Origin of the sequence: Vibrio sp. SALL6, from assembly GCF_002002385.1 — a bacterium.
GTDB classification, from domain to species: Bacteria; Pseudomonadota; Gammaproteobacteria; order Enterobacterales; family Vibrionaceae; genus Vibrio; species Vibrio parahaemolyticus.
Genome location: NZ_MQVK01000023.1, coordinates 195,932 through 213,414, shown reverse-complemented (window position 1 = coordinate 213,414; position 17,483 = coordinate 195,932). Strand labels below are relative to the sequence as shown.

Annotated in this window: 13 protein-coding genes; 8 read left to right on the top strand and 5 right to left on the bottom strand. The window is 46.4% G+C overall.

Annotated features, from left to right (window positions below; genetic code table 11):
* The first annotated feature begins 77 nt into the window (after positions 1–77).
* The 4 genes from vmeG to BIW15_RS15615 all read left to right on the top strand — a co-directional run bounded on the left by vmeG (position 78) and on the right by BIW15_RS15615 (position 5,937).
* On the top strand, positions 78–1,109 hold the full coding sequence (gene vmeG, locus BIW15_RS15630; RefSeq protein ID WP_005462329.1) for an efflux RND transporter periplasmic adaptor subunit VmeG: 1,032 nt from the start codon (positions 78–80) through the stop codon (positions 1,107–1,109).
* Between the two features lies 1 nt (position 1,110).
* Positions 1,111–2,196 (top strand): efflux RND transporter periplasmic adaptor subunit VmeH, encoded by a 1,086-nt coding sequence (gene vmeH / locus BIW15_RS15625; RefSeq protein ID WP_005462350.1) that lies wholly within the window; start codon positions 1,111–1,113, stop codon positions 2,194–2,196.
* Entirely contained in the window at positions 2,193–5,294 is a 3,102-nt protein-coding gene (gene vmeI / locus BIW15_RS15620; RefSeq protein ID WP_077281269.1) for an efflux RND transporter permease subunit VmeI, read from the top strand. Before vmeH ends, vmeI begins: the two co-directional genes overlap by 4 nt.
* A gap of 76 nt (positions 5,295–5,370) precedes the next feature.
* Complete coding sequence (locus tag BIW15_RS15615) at positions 5,371–5,937, top strand: DNA-3-methyladenine glycosylase I (RefSeq protein WP_025515745.1); 567 nt, start codon at positions 5,371–5,373, stop codon at positions 5,935–5,937.
* A gap of 33 nt (positions 5,938–5,970) precedes the next feature.
* Here the strand turns inward: BIW15_RS15615 and BIW15_RS15610 are convergent, their stop codons facing one another.
* From BIW15_RS15610 to cls, 4 genes are all read right to left on the bottom strand, one after another.
* Positions 5,971–6,822, bottom strand: coding sequence for a lipase secretion chaperone (locus BIW15_RS15610; RefSeq protein ID WP_077281268.1), 852 nt, complete (start codon positions 6,820–6,822; stop codon positions 5,971–5,973).
* A gap of 12 nt (positions 6,823–6,834) precedes the next feature.
* The gene (locus BIW15_RS15605) at positions 6,835–7,764 is read right to left on the bottom strand and encodes a triacylglycerol lipase (protein WP_077281267.1); all 930 of its coding nucleotides are present in this window, start codon (positions 7,762–7,764) and stop codon (positions 6,835–6,837) included.
* A 222-nt stretch (positions 7,765–7,986) separates the two neighbouring features.
* The gene (locus BIW15_RS15600; protein WP_015296547.1) at positions 7,987–9,195 is read right to left on the bottom strand and encodes a cystathionine beta-lyase; all 1,209 of its coding nucleotides are present in this window, start codon (positions 9,193–9,195) and stop codon (positions 7,987–7,989) included.
* A gap of 253 nt (positions 9,196–9,448) precedes the next feature.
* The gene (gene cls / locus BIW15_RS15595) at positions 9,449–10,903 is read right to left on the bottom strand and encodes a cardiolipin synthase (RefSeq protein ID WP_017448347.1); all 1,455 of its coding nucleotides are present in this window, start codon (positions 10,901–10,903) and stop codon (positions 9,449–9,451) included.
* Between the two features lie 371 nt (positions 10,904–11,274).
* Between cls and BIW15_RS15590 the strand changes: the two genes are divergently transcribed.
* The 4 genes from BIW15_RS15590 (at position 11,275) to BIW15_RS15575 (ending at position 16,267) form a co-directional block, all read left to right on the top strand.
* Positions 11,275–12,705 carry a sodium-dependent transporter gene (locus BIW15_RS15590; protein WP_024702722.1) on the top strand — a complete coding sequence of 477 codons (1,431 nt, stop codon included), beginning with the start codon at positions 11,275–11,277 and terminating at the stop codon, positions 12,703–12,705.
* Positions 12,706–12,947: 242 nt separating this feature from the next.
* Complete coding sequence (locus BIW15_RS15585) at positions 12,948–14,561, top strand: methyl-accepting chemotaxis protein (protein ID WP_025551688.1); 1,614 nt, start codon at positions 12,948–12,950, stop codon at positions 14,559–14,561.
* Positions 14,562–14,610: 49 nt separating this feature from the next.
* Positions 14,611–15,303 (top strand): TIGR01621 family pseudouridine synthase, encoded by a 693-nt coding sequence (locus tag BIW15_RS15580; RefSeq protein WP_077281265.1) that lies wholly within the window; start codon positions 14,611–14,613, stop codon positions 15,301–15,303.
* A gap of 31 nt (positions 15,304–15,334) precedes the next feature.
* Positions 15,335–16,267 carry a class I SAM-dependent methyltransferase gene (locus BIW15_RS15575; protein WP_053321159.1) on the top strand — a complete coding sequence of 311 codons (933 nt, stop codon included), beginning with the start codon at positions 15,335–15,337 and terminating at the stop codon, positions 16,265–16,267.
* A gap of 90 nt (positions 16,268–16,357) precedes the next feature.
* On the opposite strand, the gene BIW15_RS15570 is transcribed toward BIW15_RS15575, so the two are convergent.
* Positions 16,358–17,413 (bottom strand): hybrid-cluster NAD(P)-dependent oxidoreductase, encoded by a 1,056-nt coding sequence (locus BIW15_RS15570; RefSeq protein WP_077281264.1) that lies wholly within the window; start codon positions 17,411–17,413, stop codon positions 16,358–16,360.
* Positions 17,414–17,483: the final 70 nt, after the last annotated feature.

Sequence of the window (17,483 nt, the reverse complement as noted above, 5' to 3'; positions counted from 1 at the left end):
AATCTTTTGTGCTCTGGAAGTTAATTCATAATTCATCTACTTTAAATGTAATCACTTACTTTTTATGGATGAATGTGATGAGAAAACTGCTCATTCCGATAGCCGTCACGGCTGCATTGTCGGGTTGTGGTAAAGAGCTTCCACCAGTTCCTGAGCCAGAATCTCGCCCCGCAAAACTTTTTACTGTTTCTGTTGGCAACGCACAATTTGAACGCCATTTCCCCGCCACCACAGAAGCCGGTGACAGAGCTGTACTCGCATTTCGTGTCCCAGGGTTGCTTCAATCTATCGAAGTTAATGAAGGGCAAGTCGTTAAAAAAGGCGATGTGCTAGCAGTTCTTAACCCAGATGAATATTCCTTATTGGAAAAGCAAGCAAGAGCGAATTTTGCGTTAGCTGATGTTCAGTACAAGCGCTATAAAAAGCTGCGGAAAGACCAAGTGGTCTCTGAACAAGATTTTGATGAAGCGAAAGCTAATCATAACTCCGCTAAAGCGCAATGGGATCAAGCCAAAGCGAACTTGCGCTACACCCAACTCGTTGCTCCTTACGATGGCACAATTTCTTATCTCCCTGCCGAAAACCATGAATACGTTGCCGCCAAAGAAGGAGTGATGAACATTCAAACCAATCAGGTAATGAAGGTGATTTTTCAACTTCCTGACTATTTGCTCAACCGTTATACGCAAGGCGTGAATGTTTCAGCAAAAATGATATTCGATGCGTTTCCCGAACGCTCTTTCGATCTGACTTTCCAAGAAATTGACACCGAAGCCGACCCAAAAACGGGCAGCTATAAAGTGACGATGGTGATGGAAAGACCGCCAGAGCTAGGCATTCTTCCAGGTATGTCAGGCAATGCGTATCTCGTGTCACAAAACTCCGGAGCGACCAAAATTCCAGATTCTGCGCTCTTTGAAGAAAATGGAAAAACTTACGTTTGGCGCGTTGATGACCAAGGTGTGGTTGCGAAAGCAGACATTACGATGAATGACAACGGACAGATCTTGCAAGGGTTAGCGGATGGCGATCAAATCATTATCTCAGGCATTAATGTCATTGAGCCGGGAATCAAAGTCCGGGCTTGGGTGAAGGAGCGAGGGTTGTAGTATGAAAGGAATCATAACCTTAACCGCTATTTTCGCGGCGCTTACTTTGGCTGGCTGTGGTGAAAAAGGACCAGAAAGAACCGTCGAAACCCCCAAAGTAAGAGTGGTTTCGCTGGAAGGTAATCGAGTTGATGACAATCTGTATTTTCCTGCTGTTGCGAACGCTGCGGACCGCTCTCATTTGAGTTTCCGTGTGGCGGGTGAAGTGAGTCGCGTCATGGTGCGAGAAGGGGATAAAGTGCAAAAAGGCGCTGTTATCGCCACCCTAGACCCAACGGATTATCAACTGGATGTCGATAATGCCACGGCGAGATTTTCTGTGGTCGACAGTCAATATCGCCGCTCTCGACCTTTGGTGGATAAAGGTTTGTTGGCGAAGTCGCAGTTTGATGAAATTGCTGCGCAGCGCCAAATCGCATTGGCGGAGTTGGAACTCGCTAAGTTGCGTTTATCGTTCACCACATTAAAAGCGCCGGTTGATGGCATCATTTCTCGGGTCAATATTGATCAATTTGAGAATGTTCAAGTTGGGCAACATATTGTCAATATCCACAGTCTGGATCGCGTAGAAGTTCTGATTCAATTGCCAGATCGCTTGTACGTCAAACAACCTCCTACAGAAGAAAGATTAACGGCAATTAATGCGGTGGTTCGTGTTCCTAGTGGCAACGAGTACAAGGCGACGGTTAAAGAGTTCACCACTGAGCCTGATCCAACCACAGGAACGTTTACCGTGACGCTTTCTTTACCGATGCCAAAAGAGGAATACATCCTTGATGGTATGGCCGTTGAAGTGACCTCGAAAGATGAAAAAGTGGGTTTAGAGCTGAACGTTGGGATCAATGTGCCGATTGAGGCGATTTTCAATGCCGATGGAGACGAGCTTGGACGTGAGAACAAGTTTGTTTGGGTGCTGAATGACGACGGTACCATTTCACGAAAACAAATCCGAACCGGCAAAGCCTCCAAAACCTCGATTCAAGTGCTTGATGGATTAGCGCTTAACGACAAAGTGGTGGTTGCTGGCGTTTCGCGACTCAGAGATGGAATGAAAGTGGAAGTGGTTAAGCAGGAGGCTGGTTTATGAGCGAGCAAAATAAAGTGCCTCAAAGTGATGATGATGTAACGGGCATTGCGGCTTATTTCATTCGAAATCGCGTGATTAGCTGGATGGTGTCTTTGATCTTCTTGATTGGTGGTATTGCTGCCTTCTTCGGGTTGGGACGTTTAGAAGATCCGGCCTTTACTATCAAAGATGCGATGGTAGTGACGTCATACCCAGGTGCGACGCCGCAACAAGTGGAAGAAGAAGTGACGTACCCGCTGGAAAAAGCCATCCAGCAACTGACTTACGTTGACGAAGTGAACTCCATTTCCAACCGTGGTTTATCTCAGATCACCGTGACGATGAAAAACAACTATGGCCCCGATGATTTACCACAAATTTGGGATGAATTGCGTCGAAAAGTGAACGACTTAAAAGTCACGTTACCACCAGGTGTTAATGAGCCTCAGGTTATTGATGACTTCGGTGATGTGTACGGCATCTTGTTGGCAGTGACAGGTGATGGCTACAGCTACAAAGAGTTGCTGGATTATGTCGACTACTTACGCCGTGAGCTTGAACTGGTCGATGGCGTCAGCAAGGTTTCTGTCTCTGGTCAGCAGCAAGAGCAAGTCTTTATTGAAGTTTCGATGAAGAAGCTCAGCAGTATTGGTTTGTCGCCAAATACGGTTTTTAACTTGCTGTCCACGCAAAATATTGTGTCTGATGCTGGCGCTATTCGTATTGGTGATGAGTACATTCGAATTCAGCCTACGGGTGAGTTCCAAAGCGTTGATGAGTTAGGGGATCTGTTGATCACCGAATCTGGCGCGCAAGGGCTTATTTTCCTCAAAGACGTAGCGGAAATTAAACGTGGCTATGTTGAAGTGCCGAGTAACATCATCAACTTTAATGGCAGCTTAGCGCTGAACGTTGGTGTGTCGTTTGCCCAAGGAGTCAACGTGGTTGAAGTCGGTAAGGCCTTTGATCGTCGCCTTGCCGAGTTGAAGTATCAACAACCGGTTGGTGTCGAAATCTCAGAGATTTACAGCCAACCGAAAGAGGTAGATAAATCGGTCAGCGGCTTTGTGATCAGTTTGGCGCAGGCAGTTGGCATCGTAATTATCGTATTGCTGTTCTTTATGGGGCTGCGCTCGGGTCTATTGATAGGCCTGATCTTGCTACTCACGGTTTTAGGTACGTTCATCTTCATGAAATATCTCGCGATTGACTTGCAGCGCATCTCTCTGGGTGCGTTGGTTATCGCACTCGGTATGTTGGTGGATAATGCCATCGTGGTGGTGGAAGGGATATTAATCGGTACTCAAAAAGGGCGAACGCGATTACAAGCTGCGACGGATATTGTCACTCAAACCAAATGGCCGCTATTGGGTGCAACTGTAATTGCGGTAACGGCATTTGCGCCAATTGGTTTGTCGGAAGACTCCACGGGTGAGTACTGTGGCACCTTGTTTACGGTGCTGCTGATTTCCCTCATGCTGAGTTGGTTTACCGCTATTTCGCTAACGCCGTTCTTTGCCGATATTTTCTTTAAGGGGCAGAAAATTAAGCAAGGTGAAGGTGAGGAAAACGACCCATATAACGGCATTATTTTTGTGGCATATAAAAAGTTTTTAGAGTTTTGTATGCGTCGCGCGTGGTTAACGGTCGTGGTGTTGATTGTTGGGCTTGGTGCAAGTGTTTATGGGTTTACCTTGGTAAAACAATCGTTTTTCCCATCTTCAACCACGCCAATTTTCCAATTGGATGTGTGGCTACCGGAAGGTACAGATATTCGTGCGACTAACGATAAGCTAAAAGAACTGGAATCTTGGCTTGCTGAGCAAGAGCACGTAGATCACATCACAACAACTGCGGGTAAAGGTCTGCAACGCTTTATGCTGACGTATGCTCCGGAAAAAAGCTATGCCGCTTATGGTGAAATCACTACGCGAGTTGATAACTACGAAGCGCTTGCGCCGTTAATGGCACGGTTTAGGGATCACCTAAAAGCCAACTATCCAGAGATCAATTACAAGCTCAAACAGATTGAATTGGGCCCTGGTGGCGGCGCGAAAATTGAAGCGCGTATTATCGGCTCTGATCCAACGGTGCTTCGCACGATTGCGACGCAAGTAATGGATATCATGTACGCCGATCCGGGCGCGACCAATATTCGCCACGACTGGCGTGAGCGTACTCAAGTGCTTGAGCCTCAGTTCAACGAAAGCCAAGCGCGTCGTTACGGTATCACTAAATCTGATGTGGATGATTTCTTATCGATGTCGTTCTCGGGAATGACGATAGGTCTTTACCGTGACGGTACTACGTTGATGCCGATTGTGGCGCGTTTACCAGAAGACGAGCGTATCGATATTCGTAACATCGAAGGCATGAAAATTTGGAGCCCTGCGCAGAGTGAGTTTATCCCACTCCAGCAAGTCACAATGGGTTACGACATGCGTTGGGAAGATCCTATCATCGTGCGTAAGAACCGTAAGCGTATGCTTACTGTGATGGCGGACCCTGATATTCTCGGTGAAGAAACCGCATCGACGTTGCAAAAACGCCTACAGCCGCAAATCGAAGCGATTCAAATGCCACCTGGCTATTCTCTAGAATGGGGTGGTGAGTACGAGTCTTCAGGTGATGCTCAAGAGTCTCTGTTCACAACGATGCCGATGGGCTACTTGTTCATGTTCTTGATCACCGTGTTCCTATTCAACTCGATTAAAGAACCGCTGATTGTTTGGCTCACTGTGCCACTGGCATTGATTGGTGTCACCACGGGCTTGTTGGCACTCAATACGCCGTTTGGCTTTATGGCGTTGCTGGGCTTTTTGAGCTTATCCGGTATGGTACTTAAAAACGGCATTGTTCTGCTCGACCAAATTGAAATTGAGATGAAGTCGGGGAAAGAGGCGTATGACGCAGTGGTTGATGCGGCAGTCAGTCGTGTTCGCCCAGTGTGTATGGCAGCAATTACCACCATTTTGGGTATGATTCCTCTTCTACCTGATATCTTCTTTAAACCGATGGCGGTAACGATTATGTTTGGTTTAGGTTTTGCCACCATCCTGACACTTATTGTCGTGCCAGTGTTGTATCGTCTGTTCCATAAAGTGTCGGTGCCGAAATAGGCTTAATGTAAAGTAACGATGTAAAGTTCAGCGCCTCTAGCTGGTGAGTTAGAGGCGCTTTTTATAAGGACGAAAAATGACAGAACACAAAACGTGCGCGTGGGCGATGAACCACCCTCTAGAGCGAGAATATCACGATGCAGAGTGGGGCGTTCCGGTTTATGACGACAAAGTGTTGTTCGAATTTATTACGTTGGAAGGTGCGCAAGCGGGATTGAGTTGGATTACGATTCTGAAAAAACGTGAAGGATACCGAGAAGCGTTTGAAAACTATGATTTGGACGCGTTGGAACAGAGAAATGAAGAGCGCGCCGAGTACATCGTCGAAAACTTCGATGTAGTGAAGCATCGCGGCAAAATCAATTCGGTATTTAGCAACGCTAAAGCAGCCAAAGCACTTATTACTGAATATGGCAGCTTATCAGAGGCATTGTGGCAGTTTGTCGATGGCAAGCCTGTGGTAAATCAGTGGCATGAAATGAGTGACGTACCTGCTTCGACAGAACAGTCCAAAGCCATGAGCAAGTTTCTCAAAAAGAAAGGCTTTAAGTTTGTCGGTGAAACCATCTGTTATGCCTTTATGCAAGCCGTTGGCATGGTGGATGACCACATCGTTGGATGCCCTAAAAAACAAAACCAGTAACGTTTCGTTTATATAACTGTTCAGTTTATACAGCTAGTTCTGGCTGTCATGAATACGTTCCAAGGCTTCGATACGGCGCCATTGAGTTGTCTCGAAGCTTTGCTTCCTCAAATTAGCAATTTCTAACTGCTTCTCTTCGCGACCCAAAAACTCATCATTAAGAATATCTGCACGTTTTTCTAGGTAATTTGTCAGCTCTATTTCAAACGTCGCTCGTTGTTCATCCAATTTTTGCAGCCTTTGCGCACCTTCTTCTCCTACCAACTCGACGCGAGCAAGATACTTATCCTGTGAACTGAGTAATGCGGTTTGGTCGAGTTGCCTCGTTAAGGCATTGTTGCGTTCACTTTGCTGGATGTACTCAGGTTGTTCAGACAACGCTTGGTTGAGTAGTAGTTGCTGAGAATCAGAGTCTTGCTCGTACGTTTTAATCACCAGTTTCTCTATTGCGAGTTGGCGTAGTCGATTTTCTTCATCAAATAGTTGGGAAATTTGTTGATCGTTAAAGTATTCAAGTTGCAAATTTAGAATGGCTTCATTCAGCCGTTGCAGTTGGCTTAATGACAACGTCGTATCTTCAAGTGGTTCTAATTTAGAAAGCGCCCGTTTGTACGCGAGATAGGTTTGAAACAACTCAGCATCAATGCCTAGTGAGTTTTGCTGCGAGATACTTTCTTCAATATTTTCTTGGATTTCTTCAAGGCTATGTTCCCCCAAACCACTTAATGAGTACTCAAAAAAGTCTTTCTGAGAGGAGAGGTCGATAGTAGTGTCATGTTGCGATTGAGCCATCTTGGATTGTGGTGAGTCCGATACGTAGAGGGAAGCCGCTCCCACACCGAGAAGCAAAAGAATGGGTACAGCAATAAGAGCGACTTTCTTCATGGGGAATTCCTGTTACAGTCCTTGCAGTTTCAAACGATTCGCATGCTGGCGATACAGCGTGACGGGGTCGGTTTCAAAAAGATGGTGGATACCGAGTAAACCGTTAATTTCGTCCAAGTGATTCATTTTGTAATCATCACGAATGACTTTTCCTAAATGAGTGCTGCATGCGCCAACGAGCCCATCGTTTGGCCCATCGAATGCCAAGCCGAGTACCATTATGGCTGCGTCTGTCGGATCGAAAACGTTGGAAAAAGTGGATGATCCGGTCCATGAGTAGTAATACACGCCGTTGGGAGCCAGCAAATCACCGTCGCCACATTCGCTGGTTGGAATGCCTTCAGGGTAGTGTTGGTTAAAAGCTAGCGAGCCTTCCGTCGTTAATGCGGCTAACGAAGCCAGTGGATCTTGATCAAGATCTGAACCACCCGAAAGCAGATTGATCAGTGTGGTTAATCCCTGCGCGAGTTTAACGACCAACTGTTCTGTCCCCGATCCTTCTGGAACAGTGCCACGTACTAAGTCTGCGACTTTTGAGCCTTTGTTGACTCCGCCGATACTGGTGACAGAAGCCACTAAATCAGGGCGTACAGAGGCTACATAACGCGCTGTTGGGCCACCATGGCTGTGACCAATGAGGTTCACTTTGCTAGCACCTGTGGCGGCGAGTAAGGTTTCGACTTGAGAAAGAAGCTGCTCACCGCGGGCTTCGCTACTGTTTGTCGCAGAAACTTGTGCCACATAAACTGTAGCGCCATCTTTGGTTAATGAGTGAGGGATACCAAAGAAATAATCCACGCCAGCCAGCGAGTCAAAGCCGAATAAACCATGAACCAACACAATGGGGTATTTGGTTTGCGTATAGCCAGTGGCGGTGTTGGCTGAAGCAATCGGCAGGGTAATTAGAGTAAAAAGCAACACTGCTATGAGTTTGAGTTTCAAAGTTATCTCCTTGTGGTATGACCTCTTATGAGTAGTAAAAGGTAGGAGACAAATTGAGAAGATGGGAAGTCTTCATGAAGCACATGTTTTTATTCTGTGATTGCTCAAATGAAAAACAACACAAATGATGAACATTGAAGGAGAGTAAGAAGGGAGGCGGTAGATCTCCAGTTATTTCATTAGCTTATAAAAAAGCCCTGCTGAGCAGGGCGATAACATGAGTTATTTCAGAGAGACTTCTTTTTCAAGCACTAGGGCGTTGTATCGAGCAAATCCGGCTTCTAAATCGGCGATTAAGTCTTCAACATCTTCCAAGCCTACATGAATACGAATCAGAGTGCCTTCAAAGTTCGGATTGGCGACCGTGCGTAAGCTGTTAAAGCTGCGAGGTTCGTTAGCCAAAATCAAACTCTCATAACCACCCCAAGAGTAACCCATGCTGAAGTGTTTCATGCCATCAAGCAAAGCTGTGGTCGCTTTTGGATACGAGGTTTTCAGCACAAATGAGAACAAGCCATTGCCGCCAGTAAAGTCACGCTCAAAGAACTCATGACCAGGGCAAGTTTCTAGGGCAGGGTGACGAACATGATCCACTTCAGGGCGGCTTGCCAACCACTGTGCGACTTTCAAACTGTTTTCAGCGTGCTGGCGTAAGCGAACATCCAAAGTGCGAATGCCACGTAGGCCAAGGTAAGCGTCATCAGGAGAAACGCATTGACCCATCAGGTAGCTTTGTTCGCGAAGCTGATCCCAGTATTTCTCAGACGCCACTGCGGTGCCGAGCATGACGTCAGAGTGTCCAACGATGTACTTTGTCGCCGCTTGAATAGAAATGTCCACACCATGCTCGAAAGGTGAGAAGTTCACGCCGGCGCCCCACGTGTTATCGAGCATCACAATGATATCGTGCTCGTGAGCAATGCGCGCCATAGTTGGAACGTCTTGAACTTCCATCGTGATTGACCCCGGCGATTCAAGAAACAGTATTTTGGTGTTTGGTTGAATCAAATCACGAATGTTTTCGCCGATCATCGGATCGTAGTAAGTGGTTTCTACGCCCATCTTTTTCATGATCACGTTGCAGAAATCACGTGTTGGTTCGTAACACGTATCAACCATCAAAATATGGTCGCCAGCTTCAACGAAAGAAAGGATCGCGTTAGAAATGGCTGCCGTTCCGCAAGGGTAAAGAGCACAACCCGCGCCGCCTTCGATCTCGACCATTGCATCTTGAAAAGCAAAGTGAGTGTTAGTACCACGACGCCCGTAAAACAGCGTTTTGTTTGCGCGGTTTATTGCGGCTTGGTTTTTCTCTGCAACAGTATTAAACACGACAGTAGAAGCGCGTTGTACTGGTGGGTTTACCACGCCGTTGGTCCACTTCTTATCGCGGCCTGCGGTAATGAGTTTGGTCTTTTTGCCCTCTGACATAAATATTCCCTGTCTTAAATATTACAATTTGGATTATTTAAAACATGGACGACATAGGGTTTGCAAGGGAAAAGTCACATATCGACCAATAACCGTTTGGATTGAACGTTTAGAGCGCCGTGTGGTAGCGATGATTACATGAGACGTATTGGGGAACGCACAGAATAGTCGATGCGAAAAGTAAGACGCAGATAAAATAAACCTCCAGCATGGACTCTCATTACTGGAGGTTTGAACTGAAATGGTCACTGATTTAGAGCAATGGGTTGAAGAGGTAGAACACACGCTCAAGGAAACGAGAATAAAGGCTACGTTTTTCCCACTCGTCCAAAACGACAGGATGAGATTGCTTGATATAACCATCTTGCAACCATGACAATTGCTTAGTGAACTCTTCATCGTCGACAGCCAGAGTGACTTCAAAGTTCAGCCACAGGCTGCGCATGTCCATATTTACCGTACCAACCAAACAGAACTGGTCGTCGATAACGACCGATTTGGTGTGCAGCAAGCCACCATAGAACTCGTAAATTTTCACGCCAGCAGCTAAAAGTTCGCTGTAGAAGGCGCGCGATGCCCACTGAACCATAAGTGAGTCATTTTTGTGCGGTATGATCAGCTCAACATCAATACCGCGCTGCGCCGTCATTTTTAACGTCTCAAGCAAGTCGGTATTAGGTACAAAATACGGTGTTGTGATTCGTACCGAACGATTGGCTTGGTTAATTGCCAAAGTAAGCACTTGATAAATCAAATACTCTGGCATGCCGGGGCCAGATGGGACCACCTGAATCGGATGTTGGTATTTGCTGTTGTCAATTTTGCACTCCGGCAACTTCGGCAGATAACGTTCGCCCGTTTCTACTTCCCAGTCCCAGCAGTGAATCGCACTCAGTACGTTTACGGTTGGCCCTGTAATTCGCACCATGATATCGATCCAACGCCCAACGCCGCTGCTCTGTTTAAAGTATGCAGGATCGACAAGGTTCATTGAGCCTGTATAGGCGATTTCATCATCAATGACGATGATTTTACGGTGCTGGCGAAGATCAAGACGACGTAAGAACATACGCCACATCTTCACTTCGAGCGCCTGAATAACCTCGATACCCGAATCTTTCATCATTTTGTACCAAGGACTTCTGAAGAAGCGCGGACTACCCGCAGAGTCCAATAGCAGCTTCACATCCACACCGCGTTTAGATGCTTGGATAAGAGCGGATGCTACCGAATCGGCCAAGCCGCCTGGGTGCCAAATGTAGAACACCATTCGAATGCTCGTTTTGGCATTCTCGATGTCTTCGATGATGGAGTGCAGAATTTCATCAGGAGATTGTTGCAAGGACAGAGTATTCCCGCTCAGAGCCGGTAGCCCAAGACGGTTGTTACACAGTTCATCGATGCGGTAGATATGGCGACCCATGGTTTCAGGCATGTGCGCGTGGCAATCATTGAGTTGACTAAACCACTTGGCAAAAGGGGTAAACATCTCTTTTGCTCGTTCAGCTCGTTTTCTGCCTAAGTTCAGCTCACCAAATAGGAAATAGCACGCGACGCCAAGCACGGGAAGGATATAGATGATCATTAGCCAAGCTAAAGACACGCTCACCGCACGACGCTTCAAAACAACGCGTAAAGTAACACCAGCAACTAAGAACCAATACAGTCCAATGCCAGTAAGAGTAAGAAAATGATAGAACTTGTCCATATACGCTCAAAGTAATATGCCCATCTAGGATATTAAGCATAAAAGTGGGTTGGGGGAACAGATTTCCCAATGAGAAGTGGGATTGACCCTACATGAGGAACAAATTTCATAACAGGTGATTCTGTTATTTTAATGTGAAAAATAAGGCTATTTTTTAACTTTCGAACAAAAAAGCAGCATTTAACGTGCGTAATACTACACTTGTGCGATAAATGTACTTTTTGGGGTTCCAATTCTAATGGGGAACTGCTTTACTTGCTATACATAGAGCGTCGAACAAACTTCTTATAAGTGTATACAAAAATTTACACAAACATTTTAGACGCCTATCTCTATGCATACACAACACAACAAATCTTTGGAGAATAAGCGTGGCTACAACTAATACAGCAGCACCACGTGATACGTGGGGGTCTAAATTAGGCTTCGTAATGGCCGCAGCGGGTTCCGCTGTTGGTTTGGGTAACATCTGGAAGTTCCCGTACACAGCAGGTGAGAGTGGCGGCGGTGCGTTCGTTGCGATCTACCTTTTCTTTGTTATTTTTATCGGCTTTAGCGTCATGCTTACTGAGTTCGCTATTGGTCGTAAGACAGGTCTATCAGCAGTAGGCGCATTTAAATCCACTGACCGACGCTGGACGTTCACTGGCGTAATTGGTGTATTTAGTGGGTTACTTATCATGGGTTTTTACCCAGTCGTAGGTGGTTGGGCGTTAGCGTACATTTTTAAAGTCGGTGGTGGTCTACTAAGCACGCCGGAGGCAATCGGTGACAGCTTTGGTGGTTTCATTTCTGATCCGCTACAACCGCTGTTCTGGATGGGGGTGTACCTTTTCCTTAACGTACTGATCGTAATGAAAGGTATTTCTGGCGGTATCGAAAAAGCGGGTAAAGTTCTTATGCCGCTGCTGTTTGTCATCTTGATCATCGTATCGGTGAAAGGTTTGATGCTTCCAGGTGCGATGGCAGGCCTTGAATTCTTGTTCATGCCAGACTTCTCAAAAGTAGACAGTAACGTGGTACTTGCAGCATTAGGTCAGGCGTTCTTCTCATTGAGTCTTGGTATGGGTTGTATGATGACTTATGGCTCTTACTTGAAGAAGAAAGAAAACCTCGTTCAAACAACAGGTATGGTTACGGCAATGGATACCGGCGTAGCGATCCTTGCTGGTGTCGCGATGTTCCCTGCAATGTTTGCTTTTGGCATGGAGCCAGCAGCCGGCCCAGGTCTGGTGTTCGTCGTTGTTCCTCAATTGTTCGCGGAAATGGGCGGTGTGATTGGTTTGCTACTTGCGCTTCTGTTCTTCATCGGATTAACGGTAGCGGCGCTTACCTCTTCGGTTTCATTGTTAGAAGTAGTGGTTTCTTACCTTATCGATGAGAAAGGCATGAAACGTTCTAACGCAGTAGTTTCAGCAAGTGTCGTGATGGCATCACTTTGTGTCTTTGCATCGCTTTCGCTAGGCGGTATGGGACCAACGCTATTTGGTACCGGCGCATTCGATATCTTCGACCTACTGACAGACAAAATCTTCCTAGCGGTTGGGGGTATGTTGGTATGTATCTTTGCTGGCTGGCGCTTAAACCGTGCAGAGCTTGAAAAAGAAATCACGAATGATGGCGAAGTATCATTCCCACTATTTGGCTTATGGTACAACCTCGTTAAATACGTCATTCCGGTAGCGATTGCTATTGTTGCCTTCATGGGCATTAAGTCTGGCTTCGATAGTGGCAAAGGCGAAATCATGGTTTTAGGTATCGCGATTATTGGTTTTGCAGGATTACTTTCGAAGAAACTGTAAACGACTTAAAAAGATAAAGAAAAGCGGGGGCTTAGTAAGGCTCCCGCTTTTTTTGTGTCTGTAGGATAAGACTGACATTTTTAGATTAATTGTGTCTTTTTATAAAACTTTAATTGCAATGTGATGTTTGTCACATAAAATGCGCAACCACTGCAAAGGGGTGTCTATCGTCCCGAAATAATTTATGTGCAGATTGATACAGCAATGTCTGCACAGAACATAATTTATAAGGAACCTTGTCAGTGAAAATGTCAGTTCGTAAAAAGTTATATGCGAGCTTTGGTGCCATTTTGGCAACCATGTTGGTGATGATCGCGATTATTACGTTTGAAGTGATTAATTCACATAAAGTGGCACAAGAAGTCAGAACAGACGACGTCCCAGAGACCATTGGATACATGGCTTTGATCGATGAAGCTGGGGATATTTATCGAGATGCTGTCGGTATGATCATCAATACCAGTGGTGCACAACGTGAATATCAATCGAACAAGAAAGAGTTTGCCTCTGCGTTGGCTGATGTAAAACGTCTTGAAACCGCTGGTGGAGAAGACTATCGCAATATCGAAAAAATTGAGCAGCTTATGGCGAATTTTACGTCGAGCTTTGAGAGCCAAATTCAGCCGAATATTGGGCATCGCAGTTTAGAAGAAAACGTTGAGCAAGTCCGTCAGTTGTACGAGGTGAATCTAGCCCCAATTGAAGACATGCTCAATGCGGCAACGGCAGAAGGTCGACAAAGCACACATGATGCGCTTCTCCAATTGACCGATTCATTCAACGATATTGAGAACACCATTTACGCGCTAGGTACGTTTGCGGCGATCGCAACAGTGTTCATTGCATACTTGTTGTCTAATTCAATCACAGGGCGTTTGACCGCGCTGGATACTTTGGCACAACGCGTGGCGGAAGGCGATTTGACAGCTTCTCCTATCAAAGACGAATCGGGTGATGAGCTTTCTAACTTAGCGACCTCTTTAAATAAAATGCAGGCATCTTTAACGGGGTTGATCGGCTCTATTTCCGTCGTGTCTGAAGAAGTTAAGTCGGTCACGAGTGAGCTGTCTGTTGTTAGCCAAGACATTGTTTCTGGTGCGAGTAGCCAAGCCGACAAAGCGAACCTTATCGCAACGGCAGCAGAAGAGCTGAGTTTGACCATTTCACAAGTGGCGGAACAAGGTGCGTCTACGTTTGAAGAGGCTCGTAAATCAGAAGCCACAGCCGAGCAAGGCCGTACGGTCATTGTTGAAATGGTAGAGAGCATTCAACAGGTATCGAAGCAAATGGCGGACATGTCGGTTCAGATGAATCACCTTGGTGCTCATGGCGAGAAAATTGGCGCAGTGATTAAAGTGATTGAAGACATCGCAGAGCAAACTAACTTGCTTGCGTTAAACGCGGCAATTGAAGCTGCGCGTGCGGGTGAGTTTGGTCGCGGGTTTGCGGTTGTGGCTGATGAAGTCCGTGCACTTGCTGAGCGTACGACGAAAGCAACACAAGAAGTAGGCGAGATTATCCAAGCGATTCAAGTTGGCACGCAAGAAGCCGTGACTTACACCGAAGATGGTTGCCGTTTGGTGGAAATTGGTGTTAGCCAAAGCTCGGGAGCGGTGGAATCATTGGAAGAAATCGTTGCTGGTGCAGGGCACGTGCAAAGCATGGTGAACTCTATTGCGACCGCAGCCGAAGAGCAAACTGCGGTGACAAAAGAAATTGCCGCAGATATTACGTCGATCAGCGATATTTCGGTTCGTTCACTGCAACTAGCGAATGACAGCTCACAAAGCGTAGAAGGTTTGAACCGCAAGGTGCAAGAGTTGGAAACACTAGTGGGTAAGTTTAAGCTCGCCTAATCAATCAGAATCGGTATACTTCTGGCTCCAAACGTGGAGCCAGTTTTTTATGTTCGATATTCTACATACCCATCCCGATTTTCTGATCATCAATAAGCATCCCAACGTCTCTGTTCATAAAGACGATGGCGACACAATGCTGCTGCAAGAAGTGGCTAAGCAGAGTGGTGATGAGCAGCTCTATCTTATCCATCGCTTGGATAAAATGACATCGGGTATTCTGCTCCTCGGACGCAACGCCAAAGCGGCCAGTGCGTTATCACAAGCCTTCGCTGACCGCCAAGTGGAAAAGTTCTATCTGGCGATTGGCTCTAAAAAGCCGAAAAAGAAACAAGGTTTGGTCGCTGGTGATATGGAGCGTTCGCGCCGTTCATCATGGAAGCTGGTCAACAGCAAAAATAACCCAGCCGTCACCCAGTTTTTCTCTCTTGCGGCAGAGCCCGGAGAGCGCCTATTTTTATGTAAGCCACACACTGGTAAAACGCATCAAATCCGCGTGGCATTAAAATCGGTTGGCTCAGGTATTGTTGGCGACCCGATTTACAATGCAGGCAATGAGGCTGATCGCGGTTACCTGCATGCATTTTCACTTTGCTTCCAATACCGAGATGAGCAATATCGCTTTGTTTGCGATCCACGAGAATACCAAGTGCTGGGTAGCAAATGGCACAGTGAAATCGTCTCTCAGGGTTTGGATACTTGGCTTTCCCCTTGGGAACTGAACTGGCCTACGATCAAATAACCGTCACAAAGAAAACTAATAAGAGAACTCGATGCAAGCATCACAACTTCCGCTGTTTTTTCAGCATCTAGAAACCGAGCTCGCGCAAGCTCCGAACGAAATTCGTCGACTGTTTCATGGTCGTGGCCGTCGTTTTGAGGGCTTAGAGCAAATCACCTGTGATTGGTTACAAGGTCAGTTGATTATCAACTTGTTTAAAGAAGTCGACGACGCGTTTCTCGCTGAGCTGAAAAGCGGCCTCAATGCGTTGGCACAATCACAACTGTGGGCAAATAAGCAAGGTCGCACTATGGTTCTTCAGCACCGTTATGCCGATGGTGCGCCTTCAGAAGTGCTTGTCGGTGAATTAGACGCTCGCCCTGTCGTTGAAGAAAGCGGTTTGAAATACCAATTGGATATTGGCCGCAATCAAAACTTCGGTCTGTTTTTGGACATGCGCTACGGTCGTGATTGGGTTCGCGAAAATGCGAAGCATAAAAACGTGCTCAACTTATTTGCTTACACCTGTGGCTTTTCTGTCGCTGCCATTGCGGGTGGCGCAGATAAAGTGGTTAACGTCGACATGGCAAAAGCGTCGCTGTCTAAAGGTCGTGAGAACCACAAGCTAAATGGTCATAACATCAACCAGGTAAGCTTTATGGGGCACGATATCTTTAAATCGTGGGGTAAGATTAAAAAATCTGGTCAGTATGACTTGATTATCATCGATCCGCCTTCATTCCAGAAAGGCAGCTTTGCGCTGACGAAAGATTACAAAAAGATTCTACGTCGATTGCCGGATTTGTTGGCAGACGGCGGTCAAGTGATGGCATGTGTGAACTCGCCATCTGTGACAAGCGACTTCTTGATTGAAAGCATGAAAGAAGAAGCGCCAGAGTTGACATTCCGTGAGCGTCTGGATAACCCACCAGAGTTTATGGACGTAGACAGCGAAGCAGCATTGAAAGTGTTGTTATTTAGCTAAAAGACTTTTGTTGCAACAGAAGTAACATCAAAAAAAGCGCCGCGAAACAACTAGACAGACGTATCGCGGCGCTTTTTTGTATTTGGAAAACTAACCAATCTGCACTTCAAGATCCGCTTCGATGGTTGATGAGCAGGCGAGCACATAGCCTTGTTCAATTTCTTCTGGCGTTAATGTTTCTAGGCTGGTGGAAGAGACGCTGCCTTGACGAACCTTGCATTTGCACGAGCCACAAATGCCGCTACGACAAGCGACGATTAATGGTAAACCTGCGCCTTCAAGCACATCGGCCAGTACCTGACCTTTTTGCGCATCGATGGTTTGAGCAAAGTCAGGAACAGAAACACGAACAACTTCATCGGAGACCGATGTTTCTGCGCCAGTTGCTGGCGTAAAACTCTCTTGGTAGAAGTTCGTCATGTCAAAACCAAGGTCATTCAAATAGCCGTGAACATCTTGCATGAACTGACTTGGACCACACAGGTAAACGGTGCGCTGTTTGAAATCAGGAACAAGCTCTTTAAGCCAGTCGGCATTCAAACGACCTTGTGGGTGTGACGTTCCTTCGCGGTTTTTCAGCAACAGCTTTAAATGGAAGTTGGGATACACAGCGTCGAACGTTTCTAGCTGGTCGTAGTAAATCGTCTCTTCTGGGCTGCGTGCGATATGAAGAAATGCGATGTCCACATCGTTGTCGTTTCCATCTTGCTCACTCAGCCAGTGTTTTGCCATCGAAAATACGGGCGTGACGCCGCAACCTGCACTGATAAGCAAGGCTCTTGTTTCGCCATCACGTAAAACGGGTGGGTGGTCAATGCAGTTAAATTCGCCCGCTGGTGGTAATGCTTGAACGGTATCACCGAGCAGCAGCGAGTCAACGATGTAGTTCGATACTTTACCGCCAGATACTCGTTTGATGGTGAGTTGAAGGTGATCGTCTTCATTGATCGAGCTGATTGAATAGGCACGAAACTCCATTTTTCCATCAATTTCGACGCCTAAGTTAATAAACTGGCCTGGCTTAAACTGAAACAGAAGTGATTCGGTTAGTTCGGCCAATTTGATGCTGACGGTGTCGTGTGTTTCGAAGTATTTGTCGATGCAACGGAGCGTGACGGGTTGGTTACCTTGCCATTCAAAAAACATAACAATCTCTTTGGTTGTGGCTATTTTTAGTTCGAAATAGATAGCGCCTCCACGTAAGGAGGCGCGAACA

Coding starts and splice junctions, on each gene's coding strand:
- vmeG (WP_005462329.1), top strand. CDS start 78: ATGAGAAAACTGCTCATTCCGATAGCCGTCACGGCTGCATTGTCGGGT.
- vmeH (WP_005462350.1), top strand. CDS start 1,111: ATGAAAGGAATCATAACCTTAACCGCTATTTTCGCGGCGCTTACTTTG.
- vmeI (WP_077281269.1), top strand. CDS start 2,193: ATGAGCGAGCAAAATAAAGTGCCTCAAAGTGATGATGATGTAACGGGC.
- BIW15_RS15615 (WP_025515745.1), top strand. CDS start 5,371: ATGACAGAACACAAAACGTGCGCGTGGGCGATGAACCACCCTCTAGAG.
- BIW15_RS15610 (WP_077281268.1), bottom strand. CDS start 6,822: ATGAAGAAAGTCGCTCTTATTGCTGTACCCATTCTTTTGCTTCTCGGT.
- BIW15_RS15600 (WP_015296547.1), bottom strand. CDS start 9,195: ATGTCAGAGGGCAAAAAGACCAAACTCATTACCGCAGGCCGCGATAAG.
- cls (WP_017448347.1), bottom strand. CDS start 10,903: ATGGACAAGTTCTATCATTTTCTTACTCTTACTGGCATTGGACTGTAT.
- BIW15_RS15580 (WP_077281265.1), top strand. CDS start 14,611: ATGTTCGATATTCTACATACCCATCCCGATTTTCTGATCATCAATAAG.
- BIW15_RS15575 (WP_053321159.1), top strand. CDS start 15,335: ATGCAAGCATCACAACTTCCGCTGTTTTTTCAGCATCTAGAAACCGAG.
- BIW15_RS15570 (WP_077281264.1), bottom strand. CDS start 17,413: ATGTTTTTTGAATGGCAAGGTAACCAACCCGTCACGCTCCGTTGCATC.